The 21,873-nt window shown below is 69.0% G+C and carries 13 protein-coding genes; 9 read left to right on the forward strand and 4 right to left on the reverse strand.

The genetic code is table 11. The annotated features are described in order from the left end of the window. Nucleotides 1-55: 55 nt before the first annotated feature. The gene (locus FDA38_RS29435) at nucleotides 56-3,481 is read right to left on the reverse strand and encodes an error-prone DNA polymerase (RefSeq protein ID WP_137257371.1); all 3,426 of its coding nucleotides are present in this window, start codon (nucleotides 3,479-3,481) and stop codon (nucleotides 56-58) included. A gap of 235 nt (nucleotides 3,482-3,716) precedes the next feature. On the opposite strand from FDA38_RS29435, the gene FDA38_RS29440 reads away from it, so the two are divergent. The 8 genes from FDA38_RS29440 to FDA38_RS29475 all read left to right on the forward strand — a co-directional run bounded on the left by FDA38_RS29440 (nucleotide 3,717) and on the right by FDA38_RS29475 (nucleotide 11,792). Continuing rightward, a complete protein-coding gene (locus tag FDA38_RS29440; RefSeq protein WP_137257372.1) occupies nucleotides 3,717-4,466 on the forward strand; it encodes a GNAT family N-acetyltransferase in 750 nt (249 codons plus the stop codon). 2 nt (nucleotides 4,467-4,468) lie between these two features. After that, entirely contained in the window at nucleotides 4,469-4,693 is a 225-nt protein-coding gene (gene infA / locus FDA38_RS29445; protein ID WP_137257373.1) for a translation initiation factor IF-1, read from the forward strand. 69 nt (nucleotides 4,694-4,762) lie between these two features. After that, the gene (locus tag FDA38_RS29450) at nucleotides 4,763-5,098 is read left to right on the forward strand and encodes a hypothetical protein (protein WP_137257374.1); all 336 of its coding nucleotides are present in this window, start codon (nucleotides 4,763-4,765) and stop codon (nucleotides 5,096-5,098) included. A 42-nt stretch (nucleotides 5,099-5,140) separates the two neighbouring features. Then, entirely contained in the window at nucleotides 5,141-6,166 is a 1,026-nt protein-coding gene (gene speB, locus FDA38_RS29455; RefSeq protein WP_137257375.1) for an agmatinase, read from the forward strand. Between the two features lie 81 nt (nucleotides 6,167-6,247). Beyond that, complete coding sequence (locus FDA38_RS29460) at nucleotides 6,248-7,702, forward strand: amino acid permease (protein ID WP_137257376.1); 1,455 nt, start codon at nucleotides 6,248-6,250, stop codon at nucleotides 7,700-7,702. Continuing rightward, nucleotides 7,699-8,619, forward strand: coding sequence for a universal stress protein (locus FDA38_RS29465; protein ID WP_137257377.1), 921 nt, complete (start codon nucleotides 7,699-7,701; stop codon nucleotides 8,617-8,619). Before FDA38_RS29460 ends, FDA38_RS29465 begins: the two co-directional genes overlap by 4 nt. A gap of 10 nt (nucleotides 8,620-8,629) precedes the next feature. Continuing rightward, on the forward strand, nucleotides 8,630-9,880 hold the full coding sequence (gene lysA / locus FDA38_RS29470; protein WP_137257378.1) for a diaminopimelate decarboxylase: 1,251 nt from the start codon (nucleotides 8,630-8,632) through the stop codon (nucleotides 9,878-9,880). Nucleotides 9,881-9,896: 16 nt separating this feature from the next. Next, nucleotides 9,897-11,792, forward strand: coding sequence for a primary-amine oxidase (locus tag FDA38_RS29475; RefSeq protein WP_137257379.1), 1,896 nt, complete (start codon nucleotides 9,897-9,899; stop codon nucleotides 11,790-11,792). A gap of 5 nt (nucleotides 11,793-11,797) precedes the next feature. Here FDA38_RS29475 and FDA38_RS29480 read toward each other — a convergent pair whose 3' ends face one another. Further along, nucleotides 11,798-13,930: a transglycosylase domain-containing protein gene (locus FDA38_RS29480; protein WP_233714988.1), complete on the reverse strand. Its 2,133-nt coding sequence runs from the start codon at nucleotides 13,928-13,930 to the stop codon at nucleotides 11,798-11,800. Between the two features lie 21 nt (nucleotides 13,931-13,951). After that, nucleotides 13,952-19,468, reverse strand: a complete 5,517-nt coding sequence (locus tag FDA38_RS29485; protein WP_137257380.1) for an ATP-binding protein — start codon at nucleotides 19,466-19,468, stop codon at nucleotides 13,952-13,954. Between the two features lie 179 nt (nucleotides 19,469-19,647). Here FDA38_RS29485 and FDA38_RS29490 point away from each other — a divergent pair, with 179 nt between their 5' ends. Then, on the forward strand, nucleotides 19,648-21,027 hold the full coding sequence (locus FDA38_RS29490; protein ID WP_170989913.1) for an FAD-binding oxidoreductase: 1,380 nt from the start codon (nucleotides 19,648-19,650) through the stop codon (nucleotides 21,025-21,027). On the opposite strand, the gene FDA38_RS29495 is transcribed toward FDA38_RS29490, so the two are convergent. Continuing rightward, nucleotides 20,970-21,854, reverse strand: coding sequence for an NAD-dependent epimerase/dehydratase family protein (locus FDA38_RS29495; RefSeq protein WP_202877893.1), 885 nt, complete (start codon nucleotides 21,852-21,854; stop codon nucleotides 20,970-20,972). The two genes, FDA38_RS29490 and FDA38_RS29495, sit on opposite strands and share 58 nt — an antisense overlap. Between the last annotated feature and the right edge of the window lie 19 nt (nucleotides 21,855-21,873).

Consider the following 21,873-nt stretch of genomic DNA (forward strand, 5'->3'; position numbering starts at 1 on the left):
CATCCGGGCTCGCCGCGGAGCGGCCGACAGGACAGTCGCCGCGGAGCGGTGTCCTTTAGCGGAAGTCGCGGGATTTGGTGCGGGCGGCTAGGGGGAGGCGTTCTAGGTGTTCGGCGGAGAGGTTGGTTACTTCGCCGGCGCGTTCTACCCGGCCTCGGATGATGAGGGCGGCGGCGTTGCGGGCTACGGCGGCGTGGTGGTGCCAGCAGCCTACGGTGATGACGATGTTGGCCATGCCGGTCTCGTCCTCGAGGTTCATGAACGTGACGCCGGAGGCGGTCGCGGGGCGTTGGCGGTGGGTGACGACGCCGGCCACCCGGACGCGGGAGCCGTCGGGCGCTTCGCGGAGTTGGGCGGCGGACAGGATGCCTTCGGCGCGGAGTCGCTCGCGGACGCGCTCCATCGGGTGGCTGGTGGTGGTGATCGAGGTGGACCACAGGTCGGCCATGTCGGCCTCGATGTCGCTCATCCCGGGCAACGTCGGCGGCGGACCGGCCGCGGTGATGCCGGCCAGCTGACCAGGACGCTCCTCGGCCGCGCGCCCTGCCTCCCACAACGCCTGCCGACGGTCGAGCCCGAAGCAGTCGAACGCGCCGGACGTCGCGAGCGCTTCGACCTGAGCCGCGGTGATCCCGGTACGCCGGACCAGGTCGGCCATCTCGCTGAACGGCCCGCCCCGCTCCCGCTCCTCGACGATCAGCTTCGCGCCCTTCTCCCCCACCGTGCGTACTTCGGACAACCCGAGCCGGACCGCGAACACACCGTCCCGGCGATGCGCGGTGTTGTCGAACGGAGCCTTCGGGTCGAACGGACCCACCAACGGCTGCGGGTCCGCCAGACAGTCCGGCGAACCGGTCGGCCCGGTGCGCTCCTGCCCGTCGACCAGCAGCTCGAGCCCCGCGTCGACACCCGAGAGATGCAGGTGCGGACGGCGTACTTCGACGCCGTGGCGGCGGGCGTCGGCCACCAGGGACTGCGGCGAATAGAACCCCATCGGCTGGGCTCGCAGCAGTGCGGCCAGGAACGCGGCCGGGTAGTGCAGCCGCAACCAGGTGCTGGAGTAGACGAGCAACGCGAAGCTGATCGAGTGCGATTCGGCGAACCCGAAGTTCGCGAACGCTTCGATCTTCTCGTAGATCTCGTCGGCCAAATCTCCGGTGATCCCGTTGCCGGCCATCCCGGCGTACAGCTTGTCCTTCAGCGACGAGATCTTCTCGATGCCGCGTTTGGACCCCATCGCGCGGCGGAGCAGGTCGGCCTCGTCGCCGTCGATCTCGCCGACCGCCATCGCCATCTGCATCAGCTGCTCCTGGAACAGCGGCACGCCCATGGTCCGCTCCAGCACCGGTCGCAGCTTCGGGTGCAGGTAGGTGATCGGCTCCTCCCCGGTCCGGCGGCGGATGTACGGATGGACGGCGCCGCCCTGGATCGGACCGGGGCGGATCAGCGCGATCTCGGTGACCAGGTCGTAGAAGCGTCGCGGTTTCAGTCGCGGCAGGGTCGCCATCTGCGCGCGGGACTCGACCTGGAACACGCCGACCGAGTCGGCCCGGCAGAGCTGGTCGTAGACGCCGGCCTCCTCCCGCGGGATCGTGTGCAGCTCCCACGACTCGCCGATCTGCTCGCGAACCATGTCCAGGCAGTACTGCAGTGCGGCCAGCATGCCAAGCCCGAGCAGGTCGAACTTCACCAGCCCCATCCACGCGCAGTCGTCCTTGTCCCACTGCAGGACGGTCCGTTTCTCCATCCGGGCATGCTCGATCGGCACCACCTCGCCGACCGGACGCTCGGTCAGCACCATCCCGCCGGAGTGGATCCCGAGATGCCGCGGGAATTTCAGCAGCTCGGTCGCCATCGACACCACCTGCGGCGGGATGTCGTGCTCGGTCGAGGTGACCTCCGGACTCCAGCCGTCCACCTGCTTCGACCACGCGTCCTGCTGACCGACGGAGTACCCCAGTGCCTTCGCCATGTCGCGGACGGCGGACTTCGGGCGGTAGGAGATCACATTCGCCACCTGGGCGGCGTTGTGCCGTCCGTACTTCTCGTAGACGTGCTGGATCACCTCCTCCCGCCGGCCGGAGTCGAAGTCGACGTCGATATCCGGCTCCTCGGCCCGGGTGGTGGCCAGGAACCGCTCGAACGGCAGGTTGTAGAGGATGCTGTCGACTGCGGTGATCCCGAGCGCGTAGCAGACCGCCGAGTTCGCCGCCGAGCCGCGGCCCTGGCAGAGGATCCCGTTGTCATGCGCGAACCGGACGATGTCCTCGACGATCAGGAAGTACCCCGGGAAGCCCTTCTCCTCGATGACGTCGAGCTCCCGCTCCAGCCGCTCATAGGCATCCGGCCGCTGCGCACGAGTCCCGTACCGGCTGGCGGCGCCGGCGAAGGTCAGCTCCCGCAACCACGACATCGGATCATGACCATCAGGTACGTCGCGCAGCGGCAGCTTCGGCTTCGCCCGCGCGAGGTCGAACGCGAGCTGGTCGGCCAGTGTCACCGAGCGCGCCACGGCCCCGTCGTACCGCCGGAAGCGGGCCGCCATCTCCTCTCCCGAGCGCACGAACGCCATCCCACTCGGTGGCAGCCAGCCGTCCATCGAGTCCAGGTCGCGCCTGGCCCGCACCGCGGCCAGCGCGGCGGCGAGCTTGTGCTTGGCCGGGACCGCGTAATGAACGTTGTTTGTGGCAACTACCGGGAGACCGCGGTCGGCGGCCAGCTCGGCGAGGATCCGGTTTCGTGTGGTGTCCGCGGGCAGATGGTGGTCGATCAGCTCGACAACCATGCGGTCCTTACCGAACAACGCGGTCAACCGGTCGAGCTCACGGGCCGCGGCGGCCGGACCGTCGGCATGCCCACCGAGCTCCAGCGCCTGCCGGACCAGGCCTTTACGGCAGCCGGTGAGGATCACCCACTGGTCGCGGCCGACAGCAGCCAGCTTCTCCAGCACATAGACCGGCTTCCCCTTCTCCCCTCCGGCCAACTGCGCCTCGGTGATCGCACCGGCCAGTGTGTGATACCCGTCCTGCCCCTCCGCCAGCACCAGCAGGTGACTGCCCTCCGGATCGGCCACGCCGTTCTGCGGGCCGGTCAGCCCCAGCGACAGCTCGGCTCCGAAGACAGTCGGCAACGAGTACGCCGCGGCGGCCTCGGCGAACCGGGCCGCGCCGTAGAACCCGTCGTGATCGGTCAGCGCCAGCGCATGCAGCCCTTGGCGGACCGCGGCCTCGACCAGGTCCTCCGGCTGGGAGGCGCCGTCCAGGAAGGAGAAGTTCGAATGGGCGTGGAGCTCGGCATACGGCACCGCGTGCTCGGGGCGTCGCACGACGTCGGGGACATACGGTCCGCGGTGCTGCGACCACGCCGGGCTGTCACCGCCGTCGCCCGTCACCGGCCGGCCGCCGTGGCTGCCCGGGCGGGAGCGGTCCGACAGCTTGCGCTCCAGCTCCGACCACTTGATCGGCGGATTGTTGTAGCCCATCGCACTCACCTCCCGTCGGAATCAAGACTAGAACATATGTTCGACAGCACGCAAAATGAGTGGCAGCCGGGTGAGCGATTGGATACCGTGCCGTGGTCCGTGACATCACACCCGGAGGTGAGGCCCCCATGAACGCTGTAGCGCAGCGGGTGCTCACCCCCTCGTGGTCACGGGCGGGCGACTGACGTAGGTGTCGGTCGGGAGCGCCTCGAGAAGCTCCCGGAAGGAAACACCTATGAACACTTTGACGCTCTCGCGTGTCGCCGAGAACCAGTGGCACGCGATCGAGAACGACCTGGTCGTCGGCCGTGGGCACGCCTCACGGCGGCTTGACGGCAGGACCTTTCTCAGCATCGATACCTGGCGCGACACGGTCTTCGACCAGCTCGCCACCGCGATGCTGGCTGACCAGTCGGCACCGCTGTACACCGTGGTCGACGAGACCGACCACGACCTCACAACCAAGTGGGAACGCGCGGGCTTCACCCGCGAGCGCCGCGAGTCGGAGTTCGTCGTACCCACAAACCTCACACCGGCCGACCCGCCGTCAGGAGTGGTCATCGAGACCGCTCCGACCGAGACCGAGCTGCGCGAACTCGACCGCGCGATCCGTGCAGAGGTCGAGGCGACAGTCGGCTGGCAGACCATGCCCGCCGAGGTGCTGCCATGGCAAGGCGGGACGCGGCCGCTCGACCCGTCGAAGTACACGGTCGCGACAAAGGACGGGCGGTACGTCGGACTGGTCCGCGTCGCGACCAGGACCCGGCGCCCGCGGATCGGGCTGGTCGCAGTACTGGCCGCCGAACAGCGGCACGGCATCGGCCGCGCCGTGCTGACCCAAGCGCTCAGCCGGCTGCATCAAGCCGGTTTCGAGGCCGCCACGACGGAGGTCGACGAGACCAACACGGCCGCGCTGGCCCTGTTCGAACAGATCGGCGCCGAACGCACCGGCGGCAGTCTCGAACTGATCAGCGGGAAGGCCTGACCATGCCCAGGAAAGCAGGCGCCATCGAGGTCGAAGGCACGGTCGTCGAGTGCCTCCGCAACGCCAACTTCCGGGTCGAACTCACCAACGGCCACAAGGTGCTGGCGCACATCAGCGGGAAGATCCGGAAGAACTACATCAAGATCCTCCCCGAGGACCACGTCCTGGTCGAGCTCAGCCCCTACGACCTGAACCGGGGCCGGATCATCTTCCGCTACCGAACCTGATCCATCTCACACACCTCCCGTCGGGATCAAGACTAGAACATATGTTCGATCAAGCGGTAATCTGAAAACATGCTTGGTCGGTTCACGGTTCGCCCGTCCGACGACGGATCCAACGGGTTCGGCGTCTGGGACGGTGCGGTCAACGGGTGGCGTGCGACAGGTCTCGACGACGAGGAGAAAGCCTACGAACTAGCCTCCGATCTCGACGTGCAGTACGACGCGCACGGGCCACGCCCGGCCGACGCGATCCGCCACGTCGAGCCTGCCCAGGACGTCCAGCAAGCCAGCTGGTCGACCGGCAAGCTCGACGTGTGGATCCGCGACAACGGCGAGTGGCTCGGGCGGGTCCGCGACAAGGACGGCCACATCACCTGGGTCCCCGGCGGCAACCTGCGTCCGCTCTAGACCGCCCTGGACGCTCGAGGGCCGGGGTGCCAGACTCCGGAGATGAGCCGCTACGGTCAGCAGTTCGGCCCGGACTTCACCTTCCTCGGCGTCCCGGCCTGCGACCTGGACGACCCGGCGTCGTACGCGGATGCTCAAGTGGTCATCCTCGGCGCGCCCTTCGACGGCGGTACGTCGCACCGCCCGGGGGCGCGCTTCGGCCCGATGGCGATCCGGATGCGCGACTACCTCGGCCACGACGGGTCCCGGCCCAGCCTGGCGCTGCGTACCGACGGCCTGGTCGACCTGAACGTGGTCGACGCCGGTGACGTAGAGATGTACTCCGGTGACATCGAGGTCGCCCTGCCCGCGCTCGAAGCAGCGGTCGAGAAGGTGACCCGGTCGGGCGCGATCCCGATCGTGCTCGGCGGCGACCACTCGATCGCGTTCCCGGACGCGAAGGGGGTCGCGAACGTGCTCGGCCACGGCCGGGTGTCGATGCTGCACTTCGACGCGCACGCCGACACCGGCGACATCGAGTTCGGGTCGTTGTGGGGTCACGGGCAACCGATGCGCCGGCTGATCGAGTCCGGTGCGTTGCGCGGTGACCGGTTCCTGCAGATCGGTCTGCGCGGTTACTGGCCGCCGCCGGACACGCTCGACTGGATGGCCGAACAGAACATGCGGTCCTACGAGATGACCGAGATCGTCCACCGCGGGCTGGACGAGTGCCTGACCGAGGCGTTCACGATCGCGACCGACGAGTGCGACGGCGTGTTCCTGTCCGTCGACATCGACGTGTGCGATCCCGGCCACGCTCCCGGCACCGGCACGCCCGAGCCGGGCGGTCTGACCGCGCGCCAGTTGCTGGACGCCGTACGCCGGATCTGCCTCGAACTGCCTGTCGCCGGGATGGACGTGGTCGAGGTCAGCCCGCCGTACGACCACGCCGACATCACCGCTGCGCTGGCCAATCGCGTTGTGCTGGAGGCCGTGTCGGCGATCGCCCGCAAGCGTCAGGACGAACGCGACGGGACTCGTTGGGATCCCGGCCGGCCGTTACTGGGTGGCCGGCCCACGCCGGGCTGACCTGTTCCCAGCACAGGCGGCCGGGTGCCACACTCCGAAGAGGGTGGGGAATTGCGGGCACCTCCATCGAGGGGAGGCAGCATGGCGATGACCGCGCGGCAGCTGTTCCGCCGCAAGCCGGTTCCGGAGATGTCGCAGGAGAGCGGGAGCGACTCCGGCCAGAGCGAGCTGGTCCGATCGATCGGGTTGTTCCAGCTCTCCATGTTCGGTATCGGCGCCACCATCGGTACCGGTATCTTCTTCGTTCTCGCGCAGGCCGTCCCCGTGGCCGGACCGGCGGTGATCTGGTCGTTCGTGATCGCCGGTGTGGTCGCCGGACTGACCGCGATCTGCTACGCCGAGCTGGCCAGCGCGGTCCCGGTGTCGGGTTCGTCGTACTCGTACGCCTACGCGACGCTGGGCGAGCTGCCCGCGATCGGCGTGGCCGCGTGTCTGCTGCTGGAGTACGGCGTGTCGGCCGCGGCCGTCGCGGTCGGCTGGTCGCAGTACCTGAACGAACTGTTCGACAACCTCTTCGGATTCACGCTGCCGGACAAGCTGTCCCAGGCGCCTGAACAGGGTGGCGTGTTCAACCTGCCCGCGGTCATCCTGGTCGCGCTCTGCACGCTGCTGCTGATCCGCGGCGCGAGCGAGTCGGCCAAGACCAACGCGGTGATGGTGTGCCTGAAGATCGGCGTGCTGATCCTGTTCATCGTGCTCGGGCTGAAGGGCTGGAACTCCGACAACCTGTCGAACTTCGCGCCGTTCGGCATCACCGGGATCACCTCGGCCGCCGGCATCATCTTCTTCTCCTACATCGGTCTGGACGCCGTCTCGACCGCGGGTGAGGAGGTCAAGAACCCGCGGCGGACGATGCCGCTGGCCATCCTGATCGCGCTCGTCACGGTCACCGGGCTCTACATCGTGGTCACGCTGGTGGCGGTCGCGGCCCAGCCGGCAGACCAGTTCAAGGACCAGGAGGCCGGGCTGTCCGCGATCCTGGAGAAGGTGACCGGATCGTCCTGGCCGGCCACGGTCCTGGCCGCGGGCGCCGTGATCTCGATCTTCAGCGTCACGCTGATCGTCATCTACGGCCAGACCCGCATCCTGTTCGCGATGGCGCGCGACGGGATGATCCCCGAGCTGTTCCACAAGGTGAACCCGCGCACGCACACCCCGGTACCGAACACGCTGATCGTCGCGGTGCTGATCGCGCTGCTGGCCGGGCTGATCCCGATCAACTTCCTCGCCGAGATGACCAGCATCGGCACGCTGGTCGCGTTCCTGGTCGTGTCGATCGGCGTGATGGTGCTGCGCCGTACGCATCCCGAACTGCCACGTGGCTTCAAGGTGCCGGGCTATCCGGTCACGCCGGTCCTGTCGATCCTGGGCTGTCTGTGGATCATCAAGGACCTGCGCGCGGTGACGATCTACGTGTTCCTGATCTGGCTGGCCGTCGCCTTGATCTGGTACTTCGTCTACGGCTTCAAGCACTCGCATCTCGGCCGGAACGAGCACGTCGGGCTGATCCACGACGAGGACGGACCGCAGCCATGACGATGATCGTCGGCTACGCCCCCGACGAGCGTGGCAAGGCAGCGCTGCACCTGGCCGGCATGCTGGCCAGGTCGGCGGGCGACAACCTGATCGTGTGCAGCGTCGTACCCGCGCCGTGGGTGCCCGGGATGGCACGGGTGGACGCGGAGTACCAGGAGTTCCTGACGCAGGGCGCCGACCAGGCGCTGGAGCGGGCCCGGAGCTTTCTGCCCGGGGATGTTCCGGCGACGTACGTCCGGCACAGCGCGCGGTCGGCGCCGGCCGGGCTGCTCGAGCTGGCCGAGCAGAACGACGCCCGGCTGATCGTGCTCGGGTCGTCGTCGGCCGGCGTGTTCGGCCACATCGCGCTCGGCAGTGTCACCGACCGGCTGCTGCACAGCTCGCATGTCTCACTCGCACTGGCCACCCGGGGCTTCCGCTGCCCGGCCGACCGCACGGTGTCCCGGGTGACCGCGGCCTTCGGCGGCACCGAGAGCGCCGAGGACCTGGTCCTGGCCGCTGCCTCGGTCAGCGCCGACGTCCACGCATCGTTGCGGATAGCAACGTTCGCGGTCTGGAACCGGCCCGCGTACACGACCACGCTGGGCACGGACTCCGAGGACCTGGTGATGCAGGAATGGCGGTCCGAGCTGGACAAGACGGTGAGCGCCACGCTCGCGCAGGTGCAGGAGCTGCCCGAGCGCCCGCGCACGGTCGAGACGGTGGTCGGGTCCGGTACGACGTGGGCCGAGGCGATCGACGAGATCGGCTGGGAGGCAGGCGACGTCCTGGTGGTCGGGTCGAGCGAGCTCGGACCGATCGCCCGCGTCTTCCTGGGGTCACGGGCGACCAAGATCCTGCGCCACTCCCCTGTCCCGGTGCTGGTGATCCCGCGCCGGCGGGCCGAACAACTGGCCGAGCAGGCCGGCGAGAACTGACCACTCGATCATGAGTGATCTGCTCTCGCTGTTCCCATCCGGGAGCCGGCTCGATGGTGACGGCACAGTTGTGGTCGGCGGGTGCCGTGCGGACGACCTGGCCGCCGAGTTCGGTACGCCGGTCCTCGTCGTCGCCGAGCAGGCGCTCCGGGCCCGCGCCCGCGAGTACCGCGACGAGCTCGCCGCCCGCCGGCCCGGCTCGCGCGTCGTCTTCGCGTCGAAGGCGTTCCCGTGTACGGCGGTCCAGCGGGTCATGGTCGAGGAAGGACTCGGCCTCGACGTCGCGGGCGGCGGCGAGATCCTGACCGCGCTCAAGGCCGGGGTCGATCCGGGCCTGATCGTGCTGCACGGCAACGCGAAGAGCGACGAGGAGATCGCGCTGGCCGTCGAGCACGGTATCGGCCTGGTCGTGGTCGACAACGCCGATGACGTGGACCGGCTGGAAGCGACCGGGCGGCCGCAGGACGTGCTGGTGCGGATCATCCCGGGCGTGACCGCGGACACCCACGCACATGTGCTGACCGGGCACGCGGGCTCCAAGTTCGGTCTCGCCCCGGCGGACGCGGCTGCGCTGATCCGGCGGATCGAGCACAGCCCACGGCTGCGAATGCGCGGTCTGCACGTTCATGTCGGTTCGCAGATCCTCGACGTCGAGCCGTTCGCGGAGTCCGTCGCGCCGATCGCGCGGCTCGGCGAGTTCGAGATCTACGACCTGGGCGGTGGGCTGGGGGCGCGCTACACCTGGGCGGACAAGCCGCCGAGTGTGGCGTCGTACCTGGACGCTCTGATCGGCGCGGCGAAGCAGCACCTCCCCGCATCCGCGCAGCTGATCATCGAACCTGGACGCAGCATGGTCTGTACGGCGGCGACCACGATCTACCGCGTCACCACGGTGAAACGCGGCGCGATCACCTTCGTCGCCGTCGACGGCGGGATGGGCGACAACCTGGAGGTCGCGTTGTTCGAGCAGCGGTTCGAGGCCGGTATCGTCGGGCGCTTCGACGGGCCCGGCCTGGAGAGCGTGACCGTGGTCGGGCGGCACTGTGAGAGCGGTGACGTGCTGGTCGACGGCGTACCGCTGTCCGAGCCGGCGGTCGGGGATCTGCTCGCGATCCCGGCGACCGGGGCGTACTGCTACACGATGGCGAACAACTACAACGGCAACCGCCGGATCCCGGTCGTCCTCGCGAACGAGGGCGTCCCGCGTCTCGTCGTCCGCCGGGAGACCTGGGACGACCTGATGGCTCGGGACGTCGACTAGCCGACGAGGAGAAGGCATGGCGACCCATCCACTCGAGCCGCTGGACGAGCACGAGTTCCGGCAGACGGCCGCGATCCTGCGGCGGGACGAGGAGCTCGGCGGGTCCTGGCGGTTCGCCGGCATCGAGCTGCTCGAGCCGGACAAGGCGGCGGTCAAAGCCTGGCGGTCCGGTGACGCCGTACCGCGGACCGCGTTCGCCGTGCTGTGGAACCGGGCCGACAACCAGACCTGGGAGGCGGTCGTCGACCTGACCGGCGACCGGGTGGTCTCCTGGACGCACGTCCCCGGCGTGACGCCGAACTTCACCACCGACGAGTACTACGAGGTCGACGCGGCGATGCGGGCGCACCCGGACGTCGCCGCCGCGCTGGCCGTGCGCGGCATCACCGACCTGTCCCTGGTCCTGATCGAGGTCTGGACGTACGGCAAGGCGCTGATGCCGGAGAAGTACCGTGACCGCAGGCTCGGCTGGTGTGACATCTGGTACCGCGAGACGCCGGAGAGCAATGCGTACGCGCATCCGGTGTCCGGTCTCAAGGTTGTCGTCGACATGAACACCCTCGAGCTGCTCGAGCTCGAGGACGACCACAATCACGGCCAGCCGGACGTCACCGCGGAGTACGTCCCAGGACCTTGGACCGGGACGCTGCGCACCGACCTGAAGCCGCTGGAGATCAGTCAGCCCGAGGGCGTCTCGTTCACGCTCGACGGCGCCGAGTTGCGCTGGCAGAACTGGAACCTGCGACTCGGTTTCAACCACCGCGAGGGCCCGGTGATCTACCAGGTCGGGTACGGCGGCCGCGACATCGCCTACCGGATGTCGTTCGCCGAGCTGATGGTCCCGTACCGCGACGCGTCGTTCGACCACTACCGGCGTACTGCGTTCGACATCGGCGAATGGGGTCTCGGGTTCATGACCACGTCGCTCGAGCTGGGCTGCGACTGCCTCGGCGAGATCCGGTACCTGGACGCCGTACTGCACGACACCCGCGGCGAGCCGTACACGATCAAGAACGCGATCTGCCTGCACGAGGAGGACAACGCCGTGCTGTGGAAGCACGTGGACCACACCAACGGCGCGGAGGTACGCCGGATGCGCCGGCTGGTCGTGTCGTGCCACGTGACGGTCGCGAACTACGAGTACCTCGTCTACTGGCGCTTCTACCAGGACGGCAATATCGAGTGCGAGGTCCGGGCCACCGGGCTGATGGTGACGACGCCGTACGCCGGTCCCGCGCCCGCGACGGGGACCGTGGTCGACAAGCAGACGTACGCGCCGTTCCACCAGCACTTCCTGGTCGCCCGGCTCGACCTCGACGTGGACGGCGACGGCAACACGGCGTACGAGGTGGACTCGCGTGCGCTGCCGGTGTCGGAGAGCAATCCGTACGGGCTGGCCGTCGTCACCGACGCGACGCCGATCCGGTCCGAGTCCGAGGCCGGCCGGGACTTCAATTGGTCGACCCAACGATCCTGGAAGGTGGCGAACCCGAACCGGGTGAACGCGCTCGGTACGCATCCGGCGTACAAACTCGTCCCGAGCGCGTCGATCCCGCCGCTGATGGATCCGGGTACGCCGCAGTTCCTGCGCGCACCCGTCATCGGGCACACGCTCTGGGTCACCCGCCACCATGACGAGGAACGCTGGCCGTGCGGTGACTACCCGACCCAGTCCAGCACCGACGACGGCATGAGCCGCTGGATCGCCGACGACGAGTCACTGGAGAACACCGACCTCGTGCTCTGGTACGTCTTCGGCATCCACCACATCACCCGGGTCGAGGACTGGCCGGTGATGCCCGCCGACACCGTCTCGTTCTGGCTCAAACCGTTCGGTTTCTTCGACCGGAATCCGTCCATCGACGTCCCGCCCTCGATCAAGGCCGACGGCGAGGTCTGCCACCACGACTGAAGCGCCTACGTGTTCGGCCTGGGCTTTGCCGGTTTCGTCCCCGGCTTCTTCGAGTCGGGCGGCTTGGGGTTCGGGTTGCCGATCATCCGCTTCGGCGGATTCACGAAGCGCTCGACCGGGAACCCGCGGATGGCGCCCTGCATGGCGCTTTCCCAGAGCGGGCCGGCCGTGCCGGAGCCGGTCGGGTCGGCGATGTCCACGCCGTTCAGCGTGTGGTGGAACATCAGGTTCGTGTACGGCAGGCTGGCGTCCGCGACGACGGCCGCTGCGGCGAGGTTCGGGGTGTAGCCGGCGAACCAGACCGCCAGGTTCTGCTGGATCGTGCCGGTCTTGCCGGCCATGTCGCGGCTGCCGAAGCGCAGGCGACCGCCGGTGCCGCCCGGCATCATCACCTGGCTGAGGACCCGGTTGACCCCGTCCGCCACCGCCCGCGGCAGCACCTGCTTGCAGGCGAAGCCCGGCCCGGGGATCGGCTTGCCGGCCTTGTCCCGGATCGACGTGACGACGAGCGGCTTGCAGTACTTCCCGCGCGCCGCGAACGTCGCGTACGCGTTCGACAGCATCAGCGGTGTCACGTACCCGACGCCCAGCGTCATCGATGCCACCTGGTCGAGCGGCTCGCCGGTCTGGCCGTTGTACATCCCGAGCTTGGCCGCGATCTTCGCGATCGGGCACAGCCCGGTCCGCTGCGACAGCTGCAGGAAGTAGGTGTTGGTGGAGAACCGCGCCGCCTCGACCATGGTCAGGTCACCGCTGTGCGTCGAGTTCCTCGGCTGGTACGTCGGATCGCGCGTGTACCCGGTACAGGTCTTGAACTTCTTGTTCCGCAGGTCGATCTGCTCCGGCGAGTTGATCCGGTAGTCCATCGGGATGCCCCGCGACAGCGCCGCCGCGATCGTGAACGCCTTCATCGTCGAGCCGTTCTGGAATCCGCCGAACCCGCCGGCGTACGACTTCTCGACGTTGTAGTTGTAGTTGGTGTGGTTGCGCCCGTTGCCGTACGGCTTGCTCTGCACCATCGCCTTGACCAGCCCGGTGCCCGGCTCGACGATCGTGATCGCGGCCGCGGACGTGTCGGTGCGCTTGCTGTGCTTGTCGATCGACGCCTGCGCGGCCGCCTGGATCTGCGGGTCGATCGAGGTCCGGATCAGCAGGCCGCCGGTCTTCAGGTAGTGGTCGCGGTCCTTCGGGGTCACGCCGAGCGCCGGGTTGGCCAGCAGCTTCGAGACCACGTAGTCGCAGTAGAACGGGTACCGCGAGTTGGCGCAGCCGTTCGGCACCGGCTCGACGGTGGCCAGGTCGATCACCGGCGTCCGCAGCGCCTGGTTGGCCTGGTGGACCGTGATCACGCCGAGTTCGAGCATCCGCTTGATCACCACGTCGCGGCGCGCCTTCGAGCGGGTCAGGTCGTTCGTCGGGTCGTACCCGGTCGGGTTCTTCACCAGCCCGGCCAGCAGGGCCGCCTGCGGGAGCGTGAGTTTCTCGGCGGTGGTCCGGAAGTAGTGCTGCGCGGCGGCCTGGACGCCGTACGAGCCGTCGCCGAAGTTCGCCAGGTTCAGGTACCGCTCGAGGATCTCGTCCTTGGACAGCTGGCTCTCGACCGCGATCGCGTACCGCAGCTCGGTCAGCTTCCGCTGGTACGAGACCTCGGTGGCCTTCGCCCGGTCGGAGGCCGTCCGCGCCTTCTCGACCAGGCTCATCTTCACGAACTGCTGGGTGATGCTCGACCCGCCCTGCTGCACCTCGCCGCCGGTCTGGTTGCGCACCATCGCCCGCAGCGTGCCTTTCAGGTCGAGCGCGCCGTGCTCGTAGAAGCGCGAGTCCTCGATCGCGACGATCGCCTTGCGCATGATCGGACTCACGCTGCCGAGCGGGACCGGGACCCGGTTCTGCTCGTACAGCGTGGCGATCAGCGTGCCGTCCGCCGCCAGGATGCGGCTGCGGACGGCCAGCGGATCGGTCTGGAACTCGACCGGCAGATTCTCGACGGTCGCTGCGACGTCAGCAGCACCCTGCCCGGCGAATCCGGCGAACGGGACCGCGAGGCCCGCCGCCAGGGCGCCCGACAACACGCTCACGCCGATGAACAAGATCAACGACCGAGCCCAACCGCGACCGCCCCTGTCGGTTCGCACCACCTCTACAGAGTAGGCGAGAGATCACTCCGCGGGTACCCCGGAATTGATTGCCTCGATCAACTTTGGTCTCAATTCCCTTGCAGTGATGACCGCATCGACCGATCCGACGTCGCGCGCCCGCTCGATACTGTGCACCCGATCGAACTCGGTCGCGACCTCGCCGAGCTTCTCCGCCCGTACGACGGTTCGCACGTCCGCAAGCTCGGTGGCCAACGCAGCCCGCTCCGCCCCGGTCGCCTCGCCGACCCGTTCGGCCAGCGTCGCGACCCGCGGATCCGCGGCGGTCCGCGCGTCGACCTCACCCGCGAAGACAACCGCGGCGGCCGGCGCGCCGCCGAGCACCGAGGCGAACGATCCCTCCACCGCGAGGACGGTCATTGACGGATTCAGCGACTTCGAGAACACCACGAACGCGCCGCCGTGGTACCGCGAGACGACGCAGAAAACGATCGGTCCCCGGAAGTTCACGATCGCGCGGCCGATCTCGGCGCCGTACTCGAGCTGCAGGTTCCGCATCGAGTCCGGTGATCCGTCGAAGCCGGACAGGTTCGCCAGCACGACCAGCGGCCGGTTGCCGCTGGCCGAGTTGATCGCCCGCGCCACCTTCTTCGACGACCGCGGGAACAGCGTGCCCGCGGTGTAGGTGTCCGGGCCGTCGGTGGGCGGGAAGCCCCGCCGCGGCACCGACTTCGACTCGATCCCGACCAGACAGACCGGGAACCCGCCGAGCCGCGCGTCCTGCACGACCGCGGTGTCGGCGTCGGCCATCCCGGCCCAGCGCTCCAGCACCGGGTGGTCCTGGTCGGTGACGGCCCGCATCAGCGTGCGGATGTCGAACGCCTTCTTCCGGTCCGGGTTGGTCGCAGGCGAGAAAATCTCACCGATCGTCTTGAAATCGCTCCCGGCCACCTCGTGCGGGTACGGCGTGACGTCGCGATCCACCGGGTCCGACGTGACGGCCCGGCGCGGACCGCGCTCCCCCGGTACGACGTACGTGTGGTCGTAGTGCGTCATCAGCACGTCCCGGGCCGCCTTCAGGTCGGGCGCCCAGTACTGCGCCTGGCCGTTCGGGCCCATCACCCGGTCGTAGCCGCCGATGCCGAAGTTGTCCTCGGCCGACACGCTGCCGGAGAAGTCCAGCGTCTGCTTGCCGGTCAGCACCATCGCGCTGTCCGGCGTCATCACCAGGATGCCCTTGGTGTGCATGAGCATCGTCGCCTCGGCGTTCCAGTACGGCTGCGCGCCGACGTTGATCCCCGCGACCACGACGTTGATCTCGCCGCCGTCCTGGGTGAACTCGACGATCCGCTTCAGCGCCTTCGCGACCCAGTCCATGTTCTCGGTGCCGGAGTCCATCGAGATCCGGGCGCCGGCCGACAGCGAGTACCACTCGACCGGGACCTGCATCCGCTCGGCCAGGTCGAGCGCGGCGATGATCCGCGCGCACTCCCCCTCCGCGACCGCACCGAGCGCCATCGTCGGGTCGCCGCTCATCGCGACCCGGGTGACGCCCTCGGGGTAGCGCTCGCTGGGCGTCGTGACGATGCCGACGATGATGCCGGCCTTGTTCAGGCCCTTCGGGCGCTCGACCGGGACCAGGTTGCCGGCGTCGTCGAGGTCGTGCTCGACGAACGAGCCGCCCTGACCGGCGACCATCCCGCTGACCTCGTACGGGTAGATCGTGTTGCGCCGCCGCGACCGCTGCACCTTCTGGGCGTAGTCGTCCAGCGGCAGCAGCCGTCCGGTCGGCGGCTGCTCGATCGACGTGACGACACCCGCGCCGTGCTGGTAGTAGAACCGGGCCGCGACCGGGTTCGTCGTACCGTCCGGGCCGGGGACCTGGCCCTGGACCAGGACCTCCTCGATCCCGGCGCCCGCGGTCATCGGGGCGATGTTGCGCTGCAGCGCGGTCACCTCGTCGACCTGGGCCTCGACCACCGGCCAGATCTGCACCCAGACGTGGTTCATGTCCAGCTTGGCGCCGGCCGCACCACGGGCGGAGCGAGCCCGGCGGATCGCTTCCAAGCAGTTCGCGATCGCCCGCTCGGCGTGCGGCAGCGACGTGACCTGGCCGTCTTCGTCCCGGACCACGGCGAACTGGCGGACCTGGGCCAGCGCGACGAGCCGTCGGTCGGCCGGGTTGTCCCGCGCGACGCAGTAATAGAGGAGAACGTCCTCGGGCGCTTCGAGGCGGGTGATCCGGAAGTCACGCAGCCGCCACAGGTTCAGGCGGCGGCCGACCATCGGATGTACGCCGCGGACGTTGTCGTCCTCGGTCATCGACCCGCCGGCCGGACGGTACGTGAAGTACGAGACCGGTCGGCCATGTCCCGGCGCGACGGCGACCGAGATCCGCCGTACCCGCTGCGCGACCGGGAGGTCGGCGACCATCCGGCGGTACAGGTCGGAGGCCTCCTGCTGCGACTCGGGCAAATCCGGGCCGTACAGGTACAGCTCGACGACGGCTTCGTGGCCGGCTGTACGGGCGTCGACCTGCGCGGTCAGTACGCGGGACAGGGCGCTGTCGCGGTCGGCAAGCTCGGCAACCGTCCCGACCGTCGTGACGAGGTGGCTCGGACGGTCGTCGATCGAGTAGTCGGCGGTCGCGACCGGCCGGCCGTCGACGGCGAACTCGCGCAGGTCGTGCAGCTCGTACTCGCGGTAGTGCCGCCGTACCAGCACCTCCAGCATCGGCTCACGCTCGCCCCAGCCGCCTTCCAGCCGCTGGGCGAGGAACCGCACGATCGGCTCCGGGATCGCGGCCAGCGCGTCGATCCGCTGCTGCCGGTCCGGCGCATCCGGATTCGCGGCGAGGTCGGCGACCTCGTCGCTCACGCCGGCGATGATCGAGGCCCGCTCGGCGTCGACCTGTGGTTGGTCGAACCAACGGAAGCGAACGCTCCGGGCCAGGTCACCGACCACCGGGAACCGCAGCTGCGTGGCAGGCACCAGCCGGTCCAGCAGCTCGTGCACGGACTCGTCGAGCGGCGACTCCGGCAGCGGCTCGGCGATCCACCGCTGCAGGACGGACGTCACCAGCAGTACGTCGGGATTCGAGCGCAGCTGGGCCAGGAAGATCCGGAAGACCGCCTCCTCCAGCTCAGGGCTCCGCTCCAGCCCGGTCACGCCGTAGTTGCTCAGCACCCGCGTCAGCCGGGCCTGGAACTCGGCCGGCAACCCGCCACGGTCCGGATCCAGGCTCTGCAGGTACGTGTAGAAGTACTCGCGCGGGCTGTGCACCCGGTTCTCGATGCTCGTGTCCGTGCCGGCCGGACGGTTCCGGCTCAGTTCGGCGAAGTCCGCGAACACGCTGAGCAGCTCGATCTCCGGCCCCACCGGAGGCCCGGCCTGCTGATGGGCGAGCTCGGACCGCGCCGCGAGGTAGTCGGCCAGCATGCCGCCCTCGTCCTGCGGGTCGATGTCGAACCCGAGCAGCATGCTCCGCAGATCATCGAGCCCACGCTCAACCCGCTCGGCCGCGGACTTCTCCCCGGTCCCGTTCGGCAGATCCAGCTGTACGCCGTTGGTCGTCGGAGCGACCGCCTCCGCACCGGACTCGTCCGCCACCGGCTCCAGCCGGAGCAGCGGCGCACCCGTCTCCACCTGACTGCCGGTCGAGACCAGCAGCTCCTTCACGGTCGCCTTGAACGGCGCGTACAGCACCGTCTCCATCTTCATGCTCTCGAGCACGAGTACGGGCGCGCCGGCCTCGATCTCGGCACCCGTCTGCACCGGCGTCGCCACTACCAGCGCGGGCGCGGGCGAACGCAGTACGCCGCCCTCGTCGCGACTGACGCGGTGCGTCACGCCGTCGACCTCGATCAGGTGCACCGGGCCGTGCGTCGCGGTCACCAGGCGGAACCGCTGCCCGCCGACGACCAGGCGGCTCGTGTAGTCGTCCAGCCGCTCCAGCTCGGCGTCCACCATCTTCAGGTGGCCGTTGCCGTTGCCCACGCCGACCCGGAACCGCTCCGGGCCGATCCGCGCCACCGTCACCCGGTAGCTCGCGCCGCGCAGCTTCAGGTCGATCGCGCGACCGACCTCGTGCTGCACCTGCGGGCGACCGCCGTGCGCGGTCTCCAGCAGCCGGGTCCGCTCGACGGCCTCGGCGTCCTCGTACCCCTCGATCGCCGCCGCGACCAGCGCGATCCCGGAGTGCCGGTGCGAGATCAGCCTGCCCTCGCCGCGGACCCGGTCGATCCAGCCGGTGTCCGCGCTGCCGTCGATCACCTCGGGCTGGTCGAGCAGCTCGAGGATGAAGCTCTTGTTGGTCGCGCCGCCCTCGATCAGCACGGTCGTCGCCTGCATGGCCCGCCGCAGCCGGGCGAGCGCCTCCTCGCGGGTCCGCCCGTACCCGATGATCTTCGCGATCATCGAGTCGAAGTCCGCGGGGATGCTGTCGCCCGCGCTCACCCCGGTGTCCACGCGGATCCCGGGCCCGGCCGGCAGATCGAGTACGGCGATGCGCCCGGGCGACGGCGCGAAGTCGCGGTCCGGGTCCTCGGCGTTCAACCGGGCCTCGACCGCGTGACCGCTCTCGACCGGCTTGACGCCCTCGAGCCGGCCGCCGGAAGCGACCTGCAACTGAGCCTTCACCAGGTCGAACCCGGTGGTCAGCTCGGTGATCGGGTGCTCGACCTGGAGTCGCGTGTTCACCTCGAGGAACGCGAACGACTTCTCGCCCGGGTGGTACAGGAACTCGACCGTCGCGGCGCCCTTGTACCCGACCGCGAGCGCCAGACGCTCGGCGGAAGCCTTCAGATCCTCGACCTGCGAGGCCGACAACAGCGGGGACGCCGACTCCTCGATCACCTTCTGGTTGCGGCGCTGCACCGAGCAGTCCCGTACGCCGAGCGCCCACGCCGTGCCCTGGCCGTCTGCGATGACCTGCACCTCGACGTGCCGCGCGCCGGTGACAAGCCGCTCCAGGAACACAACTCCGCTACCGAAAGCACGGGCAGCCTCGTCACTGGTCCGCGCGTACGCGTCGGACAACTCGTCTGCTGAGCGGACCACCCGGATACCGCGGCCACCGCCGCCGGCTGTTGCCTTGAGCATCAATGGGTAGCCGATCTGCTCGGCCGCCTCCAGCGCAGCGTCCAGCGACTCGACCGCGCCCCGGCTCCACGGCGCAACCGGTACGCCGACCTCCTCGGCGATCAGCTTCGAGCCGATCTTGTCGCCGAGCTTGCGCATCGCCTCGGCCGACGGACCGATGAAGGTCACGCCGATCCGGTCGCACAGCTCCGCGAACGCGGGGTCCTCGGCAACAAAGCCCCAGCCGACCCAGGCCGCGTCGGCGCCGGTCTCGCGCAGCGCCCGTTCGAGAACGGCGAGATCCAGGTACGGCCGGGCCGACGCCGGGCCGAGCGGATAGGTGATGTCCGCCGCGCGTACGAAGGTCGCGGTCCGCTCGCCGTCAGTGAACAAGGCCACGGTCTCGATCGGGTCACCGCCTTCGGCGTTGACTTCCCGGACCGCGTTGATCAGCCGCATCGCGGCCTCGCCCCGGTTCACTACTGCGATACGCTTGAACATCGACCGCCTCCGTGTCTCACCCTGCTTGTACAGAAGGGATCGCCCTCTGCTGGCACAGGTTTTCAGTCCATGGCCGTTACCGTCGAGTCGGCCCCCCGTTCAGGCGTGTTTGTGGCTCGGATCGAGCCTGACCCCGGCCTGGTGAAAGACTTCCGGGCAGTCGACGGAGGGGAAGCATCGTGTCGGATGAATTGATCGGCCGGCTGCGGGGAGCGGTCGCGGGACCTGTGCTGGCGCGCGGGGACGACGGCTTCGCGGAAGAGCTCGCGGGATTCAACCTCGCGGTTACACACAGTCCTGATGTGGTTGTCGGGCTGACGTCCGAGGACGACGCGGTGGCTGTGGTCCGGGCGGCGGCCGAGACCGGTACGCCGGTTCGCGTGCTGGCGACGGTGCACGGCGTACCGAACCCGATCCAGGACGGGATCGTGGTGACGACCTCCCGGCTCAAGGGCGTGACGGTCGACCCGCAGACCAGGATCGCGCAGATCAACGCCGGCTCCGTGTGGGCCGACGTCATCAGCGCCGCCGCACCGCACGGACTCGCGCCGATCGCGGGCGCATCCGAGGTCGTCGGCTGCATCGGGTACACGCTCGGCGGTGGACTCGGCCCGCTGGCCCGGACCTACGGCTTCTCGTCCGACTGGGCGCGCGGATTCCGCGTCGTGACCGCGGCCGGCGAGGTCGTCACGGCCAACGCCGACGAGCACGCAGACCTGTTCTGGGCATTGCGCGGCGGAAAGGGCGGCTTCGGCATCGTCACGTCGATGGACTTCGAGCTCGTCGAGCTGAGCACGCTGTACGGCGGTTCGGTGTTCTTCGACGCGGAGCACATTGCTCCCGTGCTGAACACCTGGACCGAGTGGACCAGGACGTTGCCGGAGAACGCGAACTCGTCGGTCGTGATCCTGCGCCTCCCGCCGCTCGACTTCATCCCGGAACCGCTGCGCGGCAAGACCGTGCTCAACGTGCGTTTCGCGTACGTCGGTGATGTGGCCGAGGGCAAGCAATTGTTCCAGCCGATCCGGGACGCCGGTACGACGCTGATCGATGCGCTCGGCGAGATGCCGGCCAGCGACATCCCGCTGATCCACAACGACCCGAAGGACCCGACGCCGTCGTGGGACCGCGGGATGATGCTCGACGCGATCGATGCCGACTTCATCGCGGCCTTCCTCGAGGCGGCCGGTCCGGAGCAGCAGCTCCCGTTGATCGCGGTCGAGGTCCGGCATCTCGGCGGCGCGACGGCACGCGACGTACCCGAGGGCAGTGCGGTCGGCGGCCGTGGCGGGGCGGGCACGATGACGCTGATCGGCGTACCGGATCCGAGCCTGTTCGAAAAGGTGCTTCCGGCAACGGTCGACGGGCTGATCGCGAAGCTCTCGCCGTGGATCAGTCAGCAGACCACGGTGAACTTCGCGGGCGGGTTCGCGCTGCCGGGATCGTACGAGGCGTCCTGGCCGGCGGACACGTTCGCGCGGCTGGCCGAAGTACGCGCCGATTACGACCCCGACACGCTCTTCCCGTTCGGACCTCGCCAGGAGAACTCGGGTTCGTAGCCGAGCAGACGCCGCGCCTTGTCGATCGACAGCAGCGTCTCGTTCGGCCCGAACGGCCGCTTCACCTCCACGCCGGGGAACACCTCGGCGAGGAGTTCCTCGTTGGGCCGGGACATCACGGTGTCGGCGTTCGCGACGATGAAGACATCGGTCCCGGTCACGTCGTACTCGAGTGCCTTGCGGACCGCCTGTGCCCCGTCGCGGGCGTCGATGTAACCCCAGAGGTTCCACTTACGGGCCTGGGCGTCGGCGTCGAACGACGGGAAGCGGGCGTAGTCCTCGGGGTACATGACGTTGGAGAAGCGCAGCCCGATCAGCTTGAGGTCCGGGTGCCACCGGCACAGCTGACGGGCCAGCTCCTCCTCGAGCGTCTTCACCAGCGAGTACGTGCTGTTCGGCCGCGGCGGATAGTCCTCGTCCACCGGCACGTACGGCGGGAACTCGTCGAACGGCAGGCCCAGCACGGTCTCGCTCGACGCCCAGACGATGTTCCGGACGCCGGCCCGCAGCGCCGCGGAGAACACGTTGTACGTCGCGGTCATGTTGTTGTGGAACGTCGCCGCGTTCGGCCGCAGGCCCGGCGCGGGGATCGCGGCCAGATGCACGACCGCGTCGACGCCGTCGTGCCGGTCGTCGATCCCCGCGATCGCCTCGTACGTCTGCCCGAAATCGGTCAGATCGAGCCGGGTCGACGTCACGTCGGTGCGCGCCGGCGGAGCCTGGTCGAGCGCGACCACGTCCCAGCCGTTGTCGTTGAGGTGATCGACCACCGCGCGGCCGAGCTTGCCGCTGCTTCCTGTCACCGCTACCCGTGCCATGTTCTTCATCGTTGCAGATTAAAGTTGG

Origin of the sequence: Kribbella jiaozuonensis, assembly GCF_005233875.1 — a bacterium.
GTDB lineage: Bacteria > Actinomycetota > Actinomycetes > Propionibacteriales > Kribbellaceae > Kribbella > Kribbella jiaozuonensis.